The sequence below is a fragment of the Mycolicibacter longobardus genome (assembly GCF_002102265.1).
Taxonomy (GTDB): domain Bacteria; phylum Actinomycetota; class Actinomycetes; order Mycobacteriales; family Mycobacteriaceae; genus Mycobacterium; species Mycobacterium longobardum.
In genome coordinates, this window is record NZ_LQPG01000011.1 from 240,824 (window position 1) to 258,707 (window position 17,884).

The window sequence follows — 17,884 nt, forward strand, 5'->3', positions numbered from 1 at the left end:
GCGGGACGCGATTCTGTGTCTGCTCGCGCCAAGTGGCTAACGCGCGGCCGAACCGACCGCTTCGGACAGCGACGCGAATCCGCCGGCGCGCAGCCGCGCGGCCAGGCCGTCGTGGATGTCCCTGGCCCACAACCCGCCGCCGTAGATGAACCCGGTGTAGCCCTGCAGCAGCGATGCGCCGGCGGTGATGCGCTCCCAGGCGTCGTCGGCGGTCTCGATCCCGCCGACGCTGATCAGGACCAGCCGGTCACCGACCCGGGCGTAGAGCCGCCGCAGCACTTCCAGCGCCCGGCGGGCGACCGGAGGGCCGGAGATCCCGCCGGGCCCTAGTGCTTCCACCCCCGGGGTGGCCAGCCCGTCGCGGGACACCGTGGTGTTGGTGGCCACGATGCCGGCCAGGTCCAACTCCACACACAGGTCGGCGATGGCGTCCAGGTCGGTGTCGGCCAGATCCGGCGCGATCTTCACCAGCACCGGTTTGGTGGTCTCTGCGCGCACCGCCGCCAGGATGGGCCGAAGCGCCTCGATGGCCTGGAGATCGCGCAGGCCCGGGGTGTTCGGCGAGCTGACGTTGACCACAAGGTAGTCGGCCAGCGGGGCGAGCAGCCGGGCGCTGGCGCGGTAGTCGGAGACCGCTTCCTCGGGTGGGGTGGTCTTGGTTTTGCCGATGTTGACCCCGATCGGCACGTCGGCGTGATGCCGGGCCAACTGTGTCGCCAGCGCGCCGGCCCCGTGATTGTTGAACCCCATCCGGTTGAGCAGGGCGCGGTCGGCCGGCAGCCGGAAAAGTCGCGGTGCGGGGTTGCCGGGCTGCGGTGCCGCCGTTACGGTGCCCACCTCGGCGTAACCGAAACCCAGTGCGCCCCAAGCGTTCAGCCCGACGCCGTCCTTGTCGAACCCGGCGGCCAGCCCAAGCGGGCCGGGAAAGCGCACCCCGAAAACCGTGCTGGCCAGCAGCGGGTCGTGCGGCCCCAGCCGGCGCTGCAGCGCCCGGCGTGCCGGCGCCGGCGCGGTGGCTCCGCGTAGCGCAGCGAACACGAACGTGTGGATGCGTTCCGGTGGCACCAGAAACAAGGCGCGGCGCAGCACGCCGTAGAAACCCATTCGCCTACAGCCCCGGTTGGTCGACGCAGCGGTTCCCGCTGACGGCGTTCAATGGGGATTTCTTGCGGCGCAACAACACCCGCCTGCTCCCGTCGGTGTACAACCGCACTCGGGTCAGCTCCCAACCTCGGTATTCGGCTTCGATGGACAACCGGGTCGAGGCCCCGATGCGGGTGACCTCCGGCGGCAGCCGCAGCGGAATCCATTCGTAGTCATCGGACAGTTCGGTGTCCCAGCCGGCCGGCAGTCGCCCGTGCCGCAGCGCGGTCAACGTGGCCTCGCCGCATGCTCGATCACCTGCACCCCGCCTCCGGCGCCTGAGACCACGTACAACGTGTCCGAGGTGTCATCGAAAACCAGGGTGTTGGGCTGCTGCACGGTCGGATATCGAACCTTCTCCACGGGGATTCCGGTGGTCAGATCGTATCCGACCACGGTGTTCGTCGCGGTTTGCGACACCCAGGCGAACGCGTTCGAGCCGGCCACCCCGTAGGGGGAGTGCGGCACCGGGTAGGCCTGCCGCAGCATCAGCGGGTCCGTTCCGTACACCAGCAGCAGACCCCCGCGGGTGTCCGCCGCGAGCACCGGCCCCCCCGGATCCGCTGCCAGCGTGGTGGCGCCCTGGCCCGCCCGCAGGGCGTACTGCGGCTTGCCGTCGGCGCCGATGGTGGTCACCGACGTCTGACCGCGATCCAGCACCACGGCGGTGTCGCCCTGCGTCACGATCTGATCGACTCTGGCGAAGATCTTCACCCGTCGGGCGATTCGCTCACCGTCGGGCCCCAGGGTGTAGACCGCACCGTCGGAGCTGCCCAACACCATGGTGCCGTCGCCGCGCCGGCCGATCGCGGTGAAGTCCACATCGGCGGCGTCGTCGACGTCGATCCGGTCGATCCGCCGCGCGGCAAGGTCGACCGCGAAGTAGCCGCCGCGGCCGGACAGGTAGGCGACGCCCCGGTTGTCGCCGGTCAGCGCGGTCGCCGGACCCGGCAACGTCAGGGCCGCGGCAGCGCGCCCGGGGGCACCGGCCAGGTTGACCGTCGCCGGAGCCTGCGCGTCGGGTCCGGGGTTCAGGACCGCCAGCAGCCCGGTGGCGGTGTCGAACACCGCGCCGGTGGACACCCCGGCCAGTGGCCGCACCGTGCCGGCCGGGTGCTGCGCGGCGGCGGGGGAGACGGCGGGCTCGGCGGGCGGGATCGTCGGCGGCGGCGCGGTGATGGGATTGGACGAGCACGCCGTGAGCAGCAGCAGCGGTAGCAGCAGCCCTCGAACGGGCCGGCGGGTGGAGCGCTTCAGCACGGGCAACTCTTCCAGCTCTGGTCGATACGCGGGCGGTACAGGGCGAACACGATTCTAAGGAAGGCGATCAGGCCCAGACCGCATGTCCGGCGTAACGATAAGTTTGCTTAGGTGTAATCTCGCGGCCATGACTGTCGCCGAGGACTGGCAACTGGCATGTTCGGAGTTCTTCCTCGAGGAGATCTGGACCGGCGCGTTCGCGAGCGGGTTCGGGGAGGTCGGTGACGGCCGCAGTTTCTCCTTCCATATCGAGCACCAGACGCTGGTGGTCGACATCTACCGGCCCCGGCTGGACTGCCCCGTCCCGCACGACGAAGACGTGGTGGCCACCGCGAGCCGGCGGCTGGTCGGCATCGACGTCGCCGACGAGCGCAGCCTGGCCGCCGCCGTTCGTGACGTGGTATCCGGTCTGACCCGCTGACACCCGCCCGGTACGGTCGTCCTCGTGTCTGAGGTCGTGTCGGTACTCGAGGCTGCTGTGATGTCGTGGCCACAGGTCGTTGTCCTGGCGATTGTCCAGGGCCTGACCGAATTTCTGCCGGTGTCCTCCTCGGGACACCTGGCGCTGGTGTCGCGGCTGTTCTTCGACGGCGACGCCGGAGCCTCCTTCACCGCGGTGACCCAACTCGGCACCGAAGTCGCCGTACTGGTCTATTTCGCCAAGGACATCGCGCGCATCGCCACGGCCTGGCTGTCCGGGGTGGCCTCGGCGCTGACCAAGACGCCGCTTGCCGCCGACCGCCAGGTCGACTACCGGATGGGCTGGTACGTGATCATCGGCACCATCCCGATCTGCGTGCTGGGCCTGCTGTTCAAAGACGAGATCCGGTCCGGGGTCCGCAACCTATGGGTGGTGGCCACCGCGCTGGTGGTGTTCTCGGTGGTGATCGCCGCCGCCGAATACCTCGGCAGGCAGGCCCGGCACGCCAAGCAGCTGACCTGGCGCGACGCCGTCCTGGTGGGCTCGGCGCAAACGCTTGCACTGGTGCCCGGCGTGTCCCGGTCCGGTGCGACCATCAGCGCCGGGCTGTTCCTCGGCCTGGACCGGGAACTGGCCGCCCGCTTCGGCTTCCTGCTGGCGATCCCGGCGGTGTTCGCCTCCGGGCTGTTCTCGCTGCCCGACGCGTTTCACCCCGAGGGCGCGGGCATGAGCGCCAGCGGGCCGCAACTGCTGGTGGCCACCCTGATCGCCTTCGTGGTGGGCTGGGCCGCGGTGGCCTGGTTCTTGCGGTTCCTGGTGTCTCACAGCATGTACTGGTTCGTCGGGTACCGGATGGTCGTCGGCACCACCATCCTGATCCTGCTGGCCACCGGCGCGTTGGTGGCCCAGCCATGACCGTCATCCTGCTGCGGCACGGCCGGTCCACCTCGAACACCTCCGGGGTGCTGGCCGGGCGGACGGCCGGTGTCGAGCTCGACGCGCTGGGCCGCGAGCAGGCTGTGCAGGTCGTCGACCGGTTCGCCGGCCTGCCGATCAAGGCGCTGGTGCGCTCACCGCTGCTGCGCTGCCGCAGCACCGTCGAACCGCTGGCCGCCGCGCTGGGGCTCGAACCGGTCGTCGACGACCGGCTCGCCGAGGTCGACTACGGAACCTGGACCGGGCGCAAGATCACCGAACTCACCCAAGAAGCGCTGTGGCGGGTGGTGCAGGCCCAGCCCAGCGCGGCGATCTTCCCCGACGGCGAAGGTTTGGCGCAGGTGCAGGCCCGGGCGGTCACCGCCGTCCGCGATCACGACCGGCAGCTGGCCGAGCAGCACGGCTCCGACGTGCTGTGGGTGGCGTGTACCCACGGCGACGTCATCAAGGCCGTCATCGCCGATGCGCTCGGGGTCCACCTGGATGGTTTTCAGCGGATCACCGCCGACCCGGCCTCGGCGAGTGTGATCCGCTACACGCAGTTGCGCCCGTTCGTCATCCACCTCAACCACACCGGAGCGTCTTTGGGTGCCGCGGTGAAGGATTCGCCGCCCGACGTCGGTCGGGAAGGCGACGCCATAGTCGGCGGTTCCACCACCTAGTCCACCTCAGATGCCGGCGTGCGCCTCGACTGCCGGTATTTTGGAGATGCCATGTCCCGAGCCATCCACGTCTTTCGCACTCCCGACCGCTTCGTGGCCGGGACCGTCGGCCAACCCGGAAATCGGACCTTCTACCTGCAGGCGGTCCATGACGAGCGGGTGGTCTCGGTGGTGCTGGAAAAGCAGCAGGTCGCGGTGCTGGCCGAGCGGATCGGTGCGCTGCTGTTGGAGGTCAACCGCAGATTCGGCACCCCGGTGCCGCCGGAGCCCACCGAGATCGAGGACCTGAATCCGCTGGTCACACCGGTGGATGCGGAGTTCCGGGTCGGGACCATGGGATTGGGCTGGGACTCCGAGGCGCAGACGGTGGTGGTCGAACTGCTCGCGGTCAGCGACACAGAGTTCGACGCCTCGGTGGTGCTCGACGACACCGAGGACGGCCCGGACGCGGTGCGTGTCTTCCTGACACCGGAGTCGGCGCGCCAGTTCGCCACCCGATCCAACCGGGTCATCTCGGCGGGACGTCCGCCGTGCCCGCTGTGCGACGAGCCGCTGGACCCGGCCGGCCACATCTGCGTCCGCACCAACGGCTATCGCCGGGGCGCCTTCGGGCCCGACGATGAGCCCGATGACTCCGACGTCTGACGACCGGGAGGCGTTGCGCTCCGGGGAGCTGGAGATCCTGGGCCGAATCCGCTCGGCGAGCAACGCCACCTTCCTGTGCGAGGCGACGCTGGGGGAGCACCGCGTCCACTGCGTCTACAAACCGGTAGCCGGCGAGCAGCCGCTCTGGGATTTCCCCGACGGCACCCTGGCCGGCCGTGAGCTCGGCGCCCATCTGATCTCGGCTGAGTTGGGTTGGAACCTGGTGCCCTACACCATCATTCGCGACGGTCCCGCCGGCCCCGGCATGGTCCAACGGTGGGTGGAGCAACCCAGCGACACCGACGACGAGCCCCCCGGAACCGGCCTGGTCGACGTGGTGCCGGCCGACCAGGTTCCCCCCGGCTACCTGCCGGTGCTGCGGGCCTACGGCCACACCGGCGACCCGGTCACCCTGGTACACGCCGACGACGTGCGGTTGCGCCGCATCGCGGTGTTCGACGTGGTGATCAACAACGCCGACCGCAAGGGCGGGCACATTCTGTGCGGCACCGACGGCCGCGTGTACGGCGTGGACCACGGTGTGAGCCTGCACACGCAGGACAAGCTGCGCACCGTGCTGTGGGGTTGGGCGGACAGGCCCCTGCAGGAGATGGCCGACGAGACGCTGCCGGCGCTGTCTGGGCTGCTGGTCGCGCTGGACGGCCCGCTGGCAGGGGCGCTGGGGCCGCACCTGACCTCCGCCGAGATCGTCGCCTTGCGGCGGCGGGTGGAAGACCTGCTGGAACACCCGGTGATGCCCGGCCCGAACCGCCATCGCCCGATACCCTGGCCGGCGTTCTGACCGGCTCGGGACGGTCCACGCAACCGGGGTCGGGGATACTGCCAGACGTGACGCTGACCGACGCGGCGCTGGCCGCCGAACTGGCAGTCGAGGCCGGAAAGCTCTTGTTGGCGGTGCGTGACGAGGTGGGTTTCGCTCATCCATGGCACCTCGGCGACGCCGGTGACGGGCGGGCCAACCAGTTGATCATCCGCAGGCTCAGGGACGCGCGCCCCGGTGATGCGGTGCTCAGCGAGGAATCTCCCGACGATCTGTCCCGGTTGCGGTCCGATCGGGTCTGGATCGTCGACCCGCTCGACGGCACCCGTGAGTTCACCACGCCGGGACGTGACGATTGGGCGGTGCATATCGCGCTGTGGCAGCGCCGGGGCGCGGACGGTTCCGGCGCCATCACCGACGCCGCGGTATCACTGCCGGCCTATGACAACAGAAGCAACGTCGTATTCCGCTCCGACACGGTTACCCAGAACGTCCCGTCGACCCAGGCTCCGCGGCCCATTCGGGTCGCGGTCAGCGCTTCCCGGATGCCCGCGGTGGTGCGCCTTATTCGGGAGGTGGTGCCGGTCGAGCCGGTGCTGATGGGCTCGGCGGGTGCCAAGGCGATGGCCGTGGTGCGCGGCGAGGTGGACGCCTACCTGCACGCCGGTGGTCAGTGGGAGTGGGATTCGGCTGCCCCGGCCGGTGTGGTGCTGGCGGCCGGCCTGCATGCATCCCGGCTCGACGGGTCACCGCTGCGCTACAACCGACCCGACCCGTACCTGCCCGATCTGCTGATGTGCCGGCCCGAGGTGGCGCCGACGTTGCTGGACGCGGTGCGGCGGACAGTGCTCTAACCGCCGGGCCTTAAAGTCGTGGGCATGCAATCGTGGTCCGCGCCGGCCGTTCCGGTCCTGCCCGGGCGCGGCCCGGCGCTGCGCCTGTATGACACCGCCGACCGCCAGATCCGTCCGGTGGCGCCGGGCCCGACGGCCAGCATGTACGTCTGCGGCATCACGCCCTATGACTCCACCCACCTCGGCCACGCCGCCACCTATCTGGTGTTCGACCTGATTCACCGGCTCTGGCTCGATGCGGGCCATCAGGTGAACTATGTGCAGAACGTCACCGACGTCGATGATCCGCTGTTGGAGCGCGCCGAGCGTGACGGCGTGGACTGGCAGAGCCTGGCGTCCAGCCAGGTGGAGCTGTTCGGCACGGACATGACCGCGTTGCGGGTGCTGCCGCCGAGCCACTACGTGGCGGCCACCGAGGCCATCGACGAGGTGGTCGAAGTGGTGGAGAAGATGTTGGCGGCCGGGTCGGCCTACGTCGTCGACCCCTCCTCCTCGGACCACCCGGACATCTACTTCCGGGCCGACACGACCGAGCAATTCGGTTACGAATCCGGATTCGACCGCGCCACCATGCTGGAACTGTTCGGCGAACGCGGCGGGGACCCGGACCGGCCGGGCAAGGCGGATCCGCTCGATGCCCTGCTGTGGCGCGCCGCCCGGCCTGGCGAACCCAGCTGGCCCGCGCCGTTCGGGGCCGGCCGGCCGGGCTGGCATGTCGAGTGCGCCGCGATCGCGCTGAGCCGTATCGGCTCGGGAATCGACATCCAGGGCGGCGGCTCCGATCTGGTCTTCCCGCACCATGAGTTCTCCGCCGCGCATGCCGAATCCCTCACCGGGGAGCGCCGTTTCGCCCGGCACTACGTGCACGCCGGGATGATCGGCTGGGACGGGCACAAGATGTCCAAGAGCCGCGGCAACCTGGTGCTGGTGTCCAAGCTGCGCGCCCAGGGCACCGAGCCGGCCGCGATCCGGCTGGGCCTGCTGGCCGGGCACTACCGCAGCGACCGGTTCTGGGACGACGCGACCCTGGCGGCGGCCGACGCGCGGCTGGAGCGCTGGCGGGCCGCAACCAGCCTGCCCGCGGGACCGGCCGCCGACGACGTCATCGCCCGGGTGCGTCGTTATCTGGCCGATGACCTGGACACCGTCAAGGCGCTGGCCGCGTTGGACGGCTGGACAACCGATGCGCTGGAGTACGGCGGCCACGACGCCGCCGCACCGCGGCTGGTGGCCACGGCGGTCGATGCGCTGCTGGGAGTGGCGCTCTAGGCAACCCGCGGCGGGAGTAGTTTGAGCACATGTCTTCGATTCACTCCCAAGTCGTTTTCATCACCGGTGGCGCGCACGGTATCGGCGAGCAGCTGGCCCGGCGGCTGCACTCCCAGGGCGCCTCGGTGGTGGTGACCGACCTGGATGAGGCCGCCCTCAACAAGCTGGCCGATGATCTCGGTGACCGGGTGCTGACCGCCGTCGCCGACGTACGGGATCTGGCCGCAATGCAGTCGGTGGCCGCGCAGGCCACACAGCGTTTCGGCGGCATCGACACCGTCGTCGCCAACGCCGGCATCGCCAGCTACGGGTCGGTGCTGAATGTGGATCCCGAGACGTTCAAGCGGGTTATCGACGTCGACGTGGTCGGGGTGTTCAACACCGTGCGGGCCGCGCTGCCGTCGGTCATCGAGCGCCGCGGCTACGTGCTGATCGTGTCCTCGCTGGCGGCGTTCACTCCGCTGGCCGGGATGGCTTCCTACGATGTGGCCAAGGCCGGGGTCGAGCACTTCGCCAGTGCGCTGCGCCAGGAGGTCGCCTACCAGGGCGTGGAGGTCGGTTCGGCGCACATGGGCTGGATCGACACCCCCTTGGTTCGCGATACCAAGGCCGATCTGGGGGCTTTCGGCGACATGCTGGCCAAGCTGCCGTGGCCGCTGAACAAGACCACCTCCGTCGACCAATGTGTTGACGCCTTCGTCGCGGGCATCGAGGGCCGCCGCCGACGCGTCTACTGCCCGCGTTGGGTGGGGGTGTTCCGCTGGCTCAAGCCGGTGCTGACGTTGCGGGCGGTGGAGGGCCCGTTCGTCAAGGGGGCTGCCACCATCGTGCCGCGGATGGACGCCGAGGTTGCCGCCCTGGGCCGCTCCACCAGCGCCTACAACGAGAACCTCGAGAAGTAGTTGCGCGCCGAATGTCCGGTTAATGCACGCGTCAGGGCGGAAAGCGCGTCTTAAGTCGACATTCGGCGTCCGGGTCCCGCGTCAGCGCCGCCGGCGCCGCAGGTAGCGCTCGAACTCGGCCGCCAGCGCGTCGCCGTCGATCTTGTTCAGCGCATCGGTCATGTCGACCTCGGCGTCGCCGCGTTCCTCCAGCGACGTCACGTAGTCGGCGATCTCGTCGTCCTCGCTGGCCATCTCGGTGACCGCCTGCTCCCACTCTTCGGCCTGGGCCGGTAGGTCACCCAGCGGAACTTCGACGTCCAGGGCGTCCTCGACGCGACGCAACAGGGCGACCGTCGCCTTGGGGTTGGGTGGCTGCGAGACGTAGTGCGGCACCGCCGCCCAGAACGTCACCGCCGGAATCCCGGCCGCCACGCAGGCGTCCTGGAACACCCCGGTGATCCCGGTGGGCCCCTCGTAGCGGGTCTCGGTCAGACCGAAGCGGGCCGCGGACTCGGCCGAATACGCCGCCCCGGACACCGGCACCGGGCGGGTATGGGGGGTGTCGGCCAACAACGCTCCCAGGATCACCACGGTGTCGACGTCGAGGTGCTCGATGACCTCCAGCAGCTGCGCGCAGAACGTCCGCCACCGCATGTTGGGTTCCACCCCGTGCATCAGCACGATGTCGCGGTCGCTGCCCGGGGGACGGCAGTGCGAGATCCGCATCGAGGGCCACACCAGCTCGCGGGTGACGCCGTCGAGCTGGCGGATCACCGGCCGATTCACCTGGTAGTCGTAGTAGTCCTCGTCGTCGATCTCGACGATCAGCCGGGCCTCCCAGATGTTGTTGAGGTGCTGGACCGCGTCGCTGGCGGCGTCGCCGGCGTCATTCCAGCCCTCGAACGCAGCCACGACGATGGTGTCGTGGAGTTCGGGAAGTGCAGCGCCGTCATCCGATCGGGTCACGGAATCAGCGTACGGCGTAGGCAAAGATCACGGGTCCCACCGGACCGGCCGAGTCGCCCTGTTCGTCAGGGCATTCGTCCCCACGCTGGGTGACAACGTAGACTTTTCACGGTCGAGAGGCGTTGCAACGGTTCGCCGGGTACCTGCCGGTAGCCGCCACGCTCGACAGAGTTAAGGACGCCTTCCGTCAGGAAGGAGCCCGCGTGAATTCGTTTGAGCCCAACATCCGGCCCGACTGCACCGAGGAGCTGACGGCTGCGCTGGGTCGGCGGATCATGGTGATCGACGGCGCGATGGGCACGGCGATTCAGCGGGACCGCCCCGATGAGGCCGGTTACCGCGGTGATCGGTTCAGCGAGTGGCCGACCGCGCTGCAGGGCAACAACGACCTGCTCACCTTGACGCAGCCGCAGATCATCGAGGGGATCCACCGCGAGTACCTCGAGGCGGGCGCCGACATCCTGGAGACCAACACGTTCAACGCGAACGCGATCTCGCTCGCCGACTACGACATGGTGGACTTCAGCTATGAGCTGAACTACGCGGGTGCCGCCCTGGCCCGCAAGGCGGCAGACGAATACAGCACGCCGGACAAGCCCCGCTACGTGGCCGGTACGCTCGGGCCGACGACGCGGACCGCGTCGATCTCGCCGGACGTCAACGACCCCGGAGCCCGCAACGTCTCCTACGACCAGCTGGTCGCCGCCTACCTCGAAGCCGCCAACGGCCTGGTCGACGGTGGCGCCGACATCCTGCTCATCGAGACGATCTTCGACTCGCTGAACTCCAAGGCTGCGGTGTTCGCCGTCGAGACGCTGTTCGAGGACCGCGGACGCCGCTGGCCGGTCATCATCTCCGGCACCATCACCGATGCTTCCGGGCGCACATTGTCCGGGCAGGTCACCGAGGCGTTCTGGAACTCGATCCGGCACGCCAAGCCCATCGCGGTGGGCCTCAACTGCGCCCTCGGCGCGCCGGAGATGCGGCCCTACATCGCCGAGATGGCGCGGATCGCGGACACCTATATCTCCTGCTACCCGAACGCCGGTTTGCCCAACGCCTTCGGCGAGTACGACGAGTCCCCCGAGCGTCAGGCCGGCTACATCGCCGACTTCGCCGACGCCGGCCTGGTCAACATCGTCGGAGGGTGCTGCGGAACGGCGCCGCCGCACATCGCCGAGATCGCCAAGGTCGTCGAGGGCAAACCGCCACGCGAGCTGCCGAACATCGAGGTCGCCACCCGGCTGTCGGGCCTGGAACCGCTCAACATCACCGACGACTCGCTGTTCGTGAACATCGGTGAACGCACCAACATCACCGGCTCCGCCCGGTTCCGCAACCTGATCAAGGCCGAGGACTACGACACCGCGCTGTCGGTCGCGCTGCAGCAGGTCGAGGTCGGTGCGCAGGTCATCGACATCAACATGGACGAGGGCATGATCGACGGCGTCGCCGCGATGGACCGGTTCACCAAACTGATCGCGTCCGAGCCGGACATCAGCCGAGTCCCGGTGATGATCGACTCCTCCAAGTGGGAGGTGATCGAGGCGGGCCTGAAGAACGTGCAGGGCAAGCCGATCGTCAACTCGATCTCCATGAAGGAGGGCGAGGAGAAGTTCATCCGCGAGGCACGGCTGTGCCGCAAGTACGGCGCCGCCGTCGTCGTGATGGCCTTCGACGAGCAGGGACAGGCCGACAACCTGGAGCGCCGCAAGGAGATCTGCGGACGCGCCTACCGGATCCTGACCGAGGAGGTCGGCTTCCCGGCCGAGGACATCATCTTCGACCCGAACTGCTTCGCGCTGGCGACCGGCATCGAGGAGCACGCGACCTACGGGATCGACTTCATCGAGGCCTGCGCCTGGATCAAGGAGAACCTTCCCGGGGTGCACATCTCCGGCGGCATCTCCAACGTGTCGTTCTCGTTCCGGGGCAACAACCCGGTCCGCGAGGCCATCCACGCGGTGTTCCTGTTCCACGCCATCAAGGCCGGCCTGGACATGGGCATCGTCAACGCCGGAGCGCTGGTGCCCTACGACTCGATCGACCCCGAACTGCGGGACCGGATCGAGGACGTCGTGCTGAACCGTCGCGCGGATGCCGCCGAGCGGCTGCTGGAGATCGCCGAACGGTTCAACACCTCCGAGAAGACCGAAGACCCCGCGGCCGCCGAGTGGCGATCTCTCCCGGTCCGCGAGCGGATCACCCACGCCCTGGTGAAGGGCATCGATGCCCACGTCGACGCCGACACCGAGGAGCTGCGGGCCGAGATCGCCGCCGCGGGCGGTCGGCCGATCGAGGTGATCGAGGGCCCGCTGATGGACGGCATGAACGTCGTCGGCGATCTCTTCGGCGCGGGCAAGATGTTCCTGCCCCAGGTGGTGAAGTCGGCCCGGGTGATGAAGAAGGCCGTGGCGTACCTGCTGCCCTATATCGAGGCGGAGAAGCAGCCCGGCGAAGCGGACAACACCAACGGCACGATCGTGATGGCGACGGTGAAGGGCGACGTCCACGACATCGGCAAGAACATCGTCGGGGTGGTGCTGCAGTGCAACAACTACACCGTCGTGGACCTCGGTGTGATGGTGCCCGCCGAGAAGATCCTGGCCGCGGCCAAGGAGTACGACGCCGACATCGTCGGCCTCTCGGGCCTGATCACGCCGTCGTTGGACGAGATGGTCAACTTCGCCGTCGAGATGGAACGCGAAGGCCTGGAGATCCCCCTGCTGATCGGCGGCGCGACCACCTCGCGCGCCCACACCGCGGTGAAGATATCGCCGCGTCGCAGCGGTCCGGTGGTCTGGGTCAAGGATGCGTCGCGTTCGGTTCCCGTCGCTGCCGCGCTGCTCGACGACAAGCAGCGGCCGGCGCTGCTGGAGGCCACCGAGGCCGACTACGCCTCCCTGCGTGAACGACACGCCCAGAAGAACGAGCGGCCGATGGTGACGTTGGAGAAGGCCCGCGCGAACCGGACGCCGATCGAGTGGGACGGCTACACGCCGCCGGTGCCCGCGCAGGGTCTGGGAGTACGGGAGTTTCTCGGCTACGACCTCGCTGAGTTGCGTGAGTTCATCGACTGGCAGCCGTTCTTCAACGCCTGGGAGATGAAGGGCCGCTTTCCCGACATCCTCAACAACCCGGTTTCGGGCGAGGCTGCCCGCAAGCTGTACGACGACGCCCAGGTGATGCTCGACACCCTGATCAAGGAGAAGTGGCTGACGGCCAACGGGGTGATCGGTTTCTTCCCGGCGAACGCGGTCGGCGACGACATCGAGGTCTACACCGACGAGACCCGCACCGAGGTGCTGGCCACGTTGCACAACCTGCGCCAGCAGGGCGAGCACCGCGACGGCATCCCGAACCGGTCGCTGGGCGACTACATCGCCCCCAAGGACACTGGCCTGGCGGACTACGTCGGCGCCTTCGCAGTCACCGCGGGACTCGGCAGCGGAGAGAAGATCGCGGAGTTCAAGGAAGCCCTCGACGACTACAGCGCAATCCTGTTGGAGTCGATCGCCGACCGGCTGGCGGAGGCTTTCGCCGAACGGATGCACCAGCGGGTTCGCAAGGAGTTCTGGGGATTCCAGCCAGACGAGCAGCTGGACAACGAGGCACTCATCGCCGAGAAGTACCAGGGCATCCGTCCGGCCCCGGGCTACCCGGCCTGTCCGGAGCACACCGAGAAGGCGACGCTGTGGGAGTTGATGAACGTCCACGAGCGGACCGGCATCGAGCTGACCGAGTCGATGGCGATGTGGCCCGGCGCCGCCGTCAGCGGCTGGTATTTCTCCCACCCGGAGTCGCGGTATTTCGTGGTCGGCCGGATGGCCCAGGACCAGGTCGCCGACTACTCGAGGCGCAAGGGCTGGACCCTGCGGGAAGGTGAGCGGTGGCTCAGCTCCAACCTCGCCTACAACCCGGAAGACTGAGCCTTGGCGCTGCGCGCGGTGCTGTGCGACATGGACGGCACCCTGGTCGACTCCGAGAAGCTCTGGGATGTCGCGATGGACGCGCTCTACGACCGCCTCGGCGGGGTGCTGACACCGGAAGTCCGGGCGACGACGGTCGGGGGGTGTGCGGAGAACACCATGCGGATCGTCTACGGCGACCTGGGTCTGGATCCCGACCCGGCGGCGATGGCGGATTCGGCGCGCTGGCTGCACGACTACACCGGCGAGCTGTTCGACGCCGGCCTGCCCTGGTGTGACGGCGCGCGGGAGCTGCTGGATGCGTTGGCTGCCGCGGCGGTGCCGACTGCCCTGGTGACCAACACCCCGCGGCTGCTGGCCGAGCGGGCGCTCAACAGCATCGGGCGCCACTATTTCTCGGTCGTGGTCTGCGGCGACGAGGTGGCCTTCGGCAAGCCGGCGCCGGATCCCTACCTGCGGGCCGCCGAGCTGCTGGACCTTGATCCGCGCTGGTGTCTGGCCGTGGAGGATTCGCCGACCGGGGCCGCCGCGGCCGAGGCGGCCGGCTGCGCGGTACTGGTGGCGCCCAATGCGGTGCCGGTGCCGGCAGGACCGCGACGCCGCCAGGTGGGGTCCCTGGTCGGGCTCGGGCTGGCGGACCTGCACGAAATCTACGTCGAGCTGGCCGCCCCTTCCCCTCGCGAGCGTGCGTGTTTGCACGCCGACACGCCGTGAAAGCTGTACATCCGTGCACGCTCGCCCCGGCGCCGGAACCAGCGCGGACGAAACTGCCGTGACCGCCCCCGATGCCGCATGAAACAATCGCTGCTCGTGAAGACCTTCGAGGAGCTGTTCGCCGAACTCGGTGAGCGGGCCGCCACCCGGCCGGCCGGCAGCGCCACTGTGGCCGCGCTGGACGCCGGGGTGCACACCGTCGGCAAGAAGATCCTGGAGGAGGCCGGCGAGGTGTGGCTGGCCGCCGAGCACGAATCCGACGACGCCCTGGCCGGCGAGATCAGCCAACTGCTGTATTGGACCCAGGTGCTGATGATCTCGCGTGGCCTCACCCTGGCCGACGTGTACCGGAAGCTATGAGCATGTTGCGTGTCGCGGTTCCCAACAAGGGCGCGCTCAGTGAATCCGCCGCGGCGATGCTGTCGGAGGCCGGCTACCGCAGCCGCGCCGATTCCAAGGACCTGACGGTCATCGACCCGGCCAACAAGGTCGAGTTCTTCTTCCTGCGGCCCAAGGACATCGCCATCTACGTCGGGTCGGGCGAACTCGACTTCGGGATCACCGGGCGGGACCTGGCGGCTGAATCCGGCGCCCCGGTGGCCGAGCGGTTGGCCTTGGGCTTCGGGTCGTCGCGATTCCGCTACGCCGCCCCCGCCGGGCGCGACTGGGTCGCCGCGGATCTGGCCGGCAAGCGAATCGCCACCGCTTACCCCAACCTGGTTCGTAAGGATTTGGCGGCCAAAGGGATTGAAGCCACAGTCATCCGGCTCGACGGGGCCGTGGAGATCTCGATCCAGCTCGGGGTGGCCGACGCCATCGCCGACGTGGTGGGCTCCGGGCGCACCCTGCGCCAGCACGGTCTGGTGGCTTTCGGTGAATCGCTGTGCGATTCCGAAGCGGTGTTGATCGAGGGCGCGGAATCCAATGGCCGCAGCGCCCAGACCGCCGCCGCCCGCGACCAATTGGCGGCCCGGGTGCAGGGCGTGGTGTTCGGCCAGCAGTATCTGATGCTGGATTACGACTGTCCGCGTGCGGTGCTCGACCAGGCCACCGCGATCACCCCCGGCCTGGAGTCACCCACCATCGCCCCGTTGGCCGACCCGGACTGGGCGGCGGTGCGCGCGCTGGTGCCGCGGCGCGGGGTCAACGCCATCATGGACGAACTGGCCGCGATCGGGGCGAAAGCCATCCTCGCCTCGGACATCAGATTCTGCCGATTTTGATCAGTACCGGTGGCCCGCGCGTCGCCGTGTTAGCGTCCGGTGATCCGCTCGACTGGCCCTGGAGGTTGTGGTGACGCATTTCATCGTGCTGGTGCTCGCGCTGTTGATCGGTGCCGTCGCCGGACTGCGCGCGTTCACCGCGCCGGCCGTGATGGCTTGGGCGGCCGCGCTGCACTGGATCAACCTGGACGGGACCTGGGTCCAGTGGCTGAGCCACCCGGTGACCGTCACCGTGTTGACGGTGCTGGCCGTCGGCGAACTCATCACCGACCAATTGCCCAGCACCCCGAATCGCACCGTGCCCCTGCAGTTCATCGCGCGGATCCTGCTGGGCGGGTTCGCGGGCGCGGTGCTCGGCACCGCCTGGAACTTCACCTGGACCGCACTCGGCGCGGCCATGATCGGCGCGGTGATCGGCACCCTGGTCGGTCTCGGGATGCGCCAGCGCCTGGTCGCGGCCAATGACGGCCACGACCTGCCGATCGCATTGCTGGAGGACAGTGTCGCGGTGCTGAGCGGTATCGCGATCGCCGCGCTGACCGCGGTGGTGTGAGTCCCGAGGTTCAGCGCCGCTGCACCAGCAGCGCCTGCGCCGAGGTTCCGACGAACCCGGTGTGATCGAACAGCTCCGCGGTGGTCACGCCGACCCCGTCCGGGCCGATCGAGGCGCGGGCCCGCAGTCCGAACGTCTCTCCGTCCGGCAGCCGATGCAGATGCACAACGGTGTCGGTGTTCATGAACATGTACTCGTCGGCGTTCAGCGTGGCGCCGACTCCGTTCGCCGAGTCGACCACCATCGCCAGCCGCTGCAGGGCGGTGGTCGGCTCGGTGTCGACCAGGTGCACCAGCGGAGTCAGCCACGACGTCGCCGTACCGTCGGGTGAGTCCGGCTGGACAACCCAACCCATGGATTTGGCGTATCCGTCGGCCTGGGCGAACCACTCCGGCGGCGGCAGGGCCGGACCCCTGGTCAGGGGCGGGTGGCGGTCGGAGGCCACCGCGGCGGTGTCGGAGGTGGCCAGCGCCCACGCGCTCAGGCGTGCCACCGGCCGGTCGTCGTCGCAGGTGAGCATCTCGGCTTCCAGCAGACAGATCCGCCGGCCCGGCCGCGGCACCCGGGCCCGCACCCGCACCGGGGCCACCGGTACTCCTCCCAGGATGTCGAGGCTCAACCGGGCGATCCGCTGTCCCGATCCGTCGATAAGCCGCTCGATCTCGCGGGTGAGCAGCGCCAGCGGCGGCGAGCCGTGCTGCAGGGGGCCCCAGTGACTGCGGGTCAGGTCATCGGATTCGAAGACGTCCTCGGAATTGCCGACCCGATGGTAGTAGCTGCCCGTCATGCGGCGCTCTCGGCCGGCCAGCCGGGGTAGGGCGGGGGTGCCCCGCCGAACGCCGGACACCGCACGCGGTGTGCGCACCGGTCACACAGGCGTGACGGTTTGGGGCGGAAATCTCCTGTCACACCGGCGTTTTGGATGGCCTGCCAGATCGCGACCAGGGTCTTCTCGAAACGCATCAGCTCGGCATGGTCGGGGGAGTAGTCCAGCAGCTGGCCGTCGGCCAGGTAGATCAACCGCAGCCGCGCGGGCATCACCCCGCGCGATCGCAGCAGCGCCACCGCATAGAACTTCATCTGGAACAGGGCCTTCGATTCGGCCGACGCCAGGGTTGCCGAGGGGGCTCTGCCGGTCTTGTAGTCGACCACCCGCAGTTCTCCGGTTGGGGCGACATCGATGCGGTCGACGTAGCCCCGCAGCAGGGTGCCGTCGGCCAGCTCCACCTCGACCCGTTGCTCGCAGCTCTGCGGTTCGAACCGGCGCGGATCCTCCAGCCGGTAGTAGCCGGCCAGCAGCTTGCGGGCCTCGGCCAGCAGCTGCTCGGCGTCAAGCTCGGCGGCCAAGCCCGGATCGGTGCCGATCAAGTGCTCCCAGGACGGAGCCACCAGGTCCCGGGCGGTCTCGGGCCCGCGCTGCGGTGCGGGCAGCGCGTAGAGCCGCTCCAACGCGCCATGCACCACCGAGCCGCGCAGCTGTGCCGCCGACGGGGGCTCGGGCAGCCGGTCGATCGCCCGGAACCGGTACAGCAGCGGGCACTGCTTGAAGTCGGCCGCCCGCGACGGGGACAGCGCCGGCCTGCTCATACCGCAGAACCCTACGGGCATGCGCCGACAACCCATCTCTAACACGCTGCGTAGGGT

19 protein-coding genes are annotated in these 17,884 nt (G+C 69.1%); 13 read left to right on the top strand and 6 right to left on the bottom strand.

Annotated features, from left to right (window positions below; genetic code table 11):
* Positions 1-36: 36 nt before the first annotated feature.
* From AWC16_RS07265 to AWC16_RS07275, 3 genes are read right to left on the bottom strand one after another with little or no spacing between them, the layout of a single operon-like run.
* Positions 37-1,104 (bottom strand): quinone-dependent dihydroorotate dehydrogenase, encoded by a 1,068-nt coding sequence (locus AWC16_RS07265; RefSeq protein ID WP_085264066.1) that lies wholly within the window; start codon positions 1,102-1,104, stop codon positions 37-39.
* Between the two features lie 4 nt (positions 1,105-1,108).
* Positions 1,109-1,375 (bottom strand): DUF5703 family protein, encoded by a 267-nt coding sequence (locus AWC16_RS07270; protein WP_085264067.1) that lies wholly within the window; start codon positions 1,373-1,375, stop codon positions 1,109-1,111.
* On the bottom strand, positions 1,372-2,400 hold the full coding sequence (locus tag AWC16_RS07275; protein WP_085264125.1) for a YncE family protein: 1,029 nt from the start codon (positions 2,398-2,400) through the stop codon (positions 1,372-1,374). The genes AWC16_RS07270 and AWC16_RS07275 overlap by 4 nt, the downstream gene beginning before the upstream one ends.
* A gap of 130 nt (positions 2,401-2,530) precedes the next feature.
* Between AWC16_RS07275 and AWC16_RS07280 the strand changes: the two genes are divergently transcribed.
* Genes AWC16_RS07280 through AWC16_RS07315 form a run of 8 tightly spaced genes read left to right on the top strand, consistent with a single transcriptional unit; the run spans position 2,531 to position 8,873 of the window.
* A complete protein-coding gene (locus AWC16_RS07280) occupies positions 2,531-2,824 on the top strand; it encodes a hypothetical protein (protein WP_085264068.1) in 294 nt (97 codons plus the stop codon).
* 60 nt (positions 2,825-2,884) lie between these two features.
* The gene (locus tag AWC16_RS07285; protein ID WP_085264126.1) at positions 2,885-3,739 is read left to right on the top strand and encodes an undecaprenyl-diphosphate phosphatase; all 855 of its coding nucleotides are present in this window, start codon (positions 2,885-2,887) and stop codon (positions 3,737-3,739) included.
* Positions 3,736-4,422 (top strand): histidine phosphatase family protein, encoded by a 687-nt coding sequence (locus AWC16_RS07290; protein WP_085264069.1) that lies wholly within the window; start codon positions 3,736-3,738, stop codon positions 4,420-4,422. The genes AWC16_RS07285 and AWC16_RS07290 overlap by 4 nt, the downstream gene beginning before the upstream one ends.
* A 51-nt stretch (positions 4,423-4,473) precedes the next feature.
* Positions 4,474-5,067: a DUF3090 domain-containing protein gene (locus AWC16_RS07295; RefSeq protein WP_085264070.1), complete on the top strand. Its 594-nt coding sequence runs from the start codon at positions 4,474-4,476 to the stop codon at positions 5,065-5,067.
* Positions 5,051-5,869 carry an SCO1664 family protein gene (locus AWC16_RS07300; RefSeq protein WP_085264071.1) on the top strand — a complete coding sequence of 273 codons (819 nt, stop codon included), beginning with the start codon at positions 5,051-5,053 and terminating at the stop codon, positions 5,867-5,869. Before AWC16_RS07295 ends, AWC16_RS07300 begins: the two co-directional genes overlap by 17 nt.
* Before the next feature lie 47 nt (positions 5,870-5,916).
* On the top strand, positions 5,917-6,702 hold the full coding sequence (locus AWC16_RS07305; protein ID WP_085264072.1) for a 3'(2'),5'-bisphosphate nucleotidase CysQ: 786 nt from the start codon (positions 5,917-5,919) through the stop codon (positions 6,700-6,702).
* 24 nt (positions 6,703-6,726) lie between these two features.
* Positions 6,727-7,971, top strand: coding sequence for a cysteine--1-D-myo-inosityl 2-amino-2-deoxy-alpha-D-glucopyranoside ligase (mshC, locus tag AWC16_RS07310; RefSeq protein ID WP_085264073.1), 1,245 nt, complete (start codon positions 6,727-6,729; stop codon positions 7,969-7,971).
* Positions 7,972-8,000: 29 nt separating this feature from the next.
* Positions 8,001-8,873 carry an SDR family oxidoreductase gene (locus tag AWC16_RS07315; RefSeq protein ID WP_085264074.1) on the top strand — a complete coding sequence of 291 codons (873 nt, stop codon included), beginning with the start codon at positions 8,001-8,003 and terminating at the stop codon, positions 8,871-8,873.
* A gap of 81 nt (positions 8,874-8,954) precedes the next feature.
* Here the strand turns inward: AWC16_RS07315 and AWC16_RS07320 are convergent, their stop codons facing one another.
* Positions 8,955-9,821: a PAC2 family protein gene (locus AWC16_RS07320; protein WP_085264075.1), complete on the bottom strand. Its 867-nt coding sequence runs from the start codon at positions 9,819-9,821 to the stop codon at positions 8,955-8,957.
* 203 nt (positions 9,822-10,024) lie between these two features.
* Here AWC16_RS07320 and metH point away from each other — a divergent pair, with 203 nt between their 5' ends.
* From metH to AWC16_RS07345, 5 genes are all read left to right on the top strand, one after another.
* A complete protein-coding gene (metH, locus tag AWC16_RS07325; RefSeq protein WP_085264076.1) occupies positions 10,025-13,750 on the top strand; it encodes a methionine synthase in 3,726 nt (1,241 codons plus the stop codon).
* Between the two features lie 9 nt (positions 13,751-13,759).
* Complete coding sequence (locus tag AWC16_RS07330; RefSeq protein ID WP_085264127.1) at positions 13,760-14,464, top strand: HAD-IA family hydrolase; 705 nt, start codon at positions 13,760-13,762, stop codon at positions 14,462-14,464.
* Positions 14,465-14,542: 78 nt separating this feature from the next.
* Positions 14,543-14,824 carry a phosphoribosyl-ATP diphosphatase gene (locus tag AWC16_RS07335; protein WP_085264077.1) on the top strand — a complete coding sequence of 94 codons (282 nt, stop codon included), beginning with the start codon at positions 14,543-14,545 and terminating at the stop codon, positions 14,822-14,824.
* A 2-nt stretch (positions 14,825-14,826) separates the two neighbouring features.
* Positions 14,827-15,687, top strand: a complete 861-nt coding sequence (hisG, locus tag AWC16_RS07340) for an ATP phosphoribosyltransferase (RefSeq protein WP_085264078.1) — start codon at positions 14,827-14,829, stop codon at positions 15,685-15,687.
* Positions 15,688-15,757: 70 nt separating this feature from the next.
* Entirely contained in the window at positions 15,758-16,240 is a 483-nt protein-coding gene (locus AWC16_RS07345) for a DUF4126 family protein (RefSeq protein ID WP_085264128.1), read from the top strand.
* A 10-nt stretch (positions 16,241-16,250) separates the two neighbouring features.
* Here AWC16_RS07345 and AWC16_RS07350 read toward each other — a convergent pair whose 3' ends face one another.
* The gene (locus AWC16_RS07350) at positions 16,251-17,027 is read right to left on the bottom strand and encodes a thioesterase family protein (RefSeq protein WP_085264129.1); all 777 of its coding nucleotides are present in this window, start codon (positions 17,025-17,027) and stop codon (positions 16,251-16,253) included.
* Entirely contained in the window at positions 17,024-17,827 is an 804-nt protein-coding gene (locus tag AWC16_RS07355) for a RecB family exonuclease (RefSeq protein ID WP_085264079.1), read from the bottom strand. Before AWC16_RS07355 ends, AWC16_RS07350 begins: the two co-directional genes overlap by 4 nt.
* Positions 17,828-17,884 lie beyond the last annotated feature (57 nt).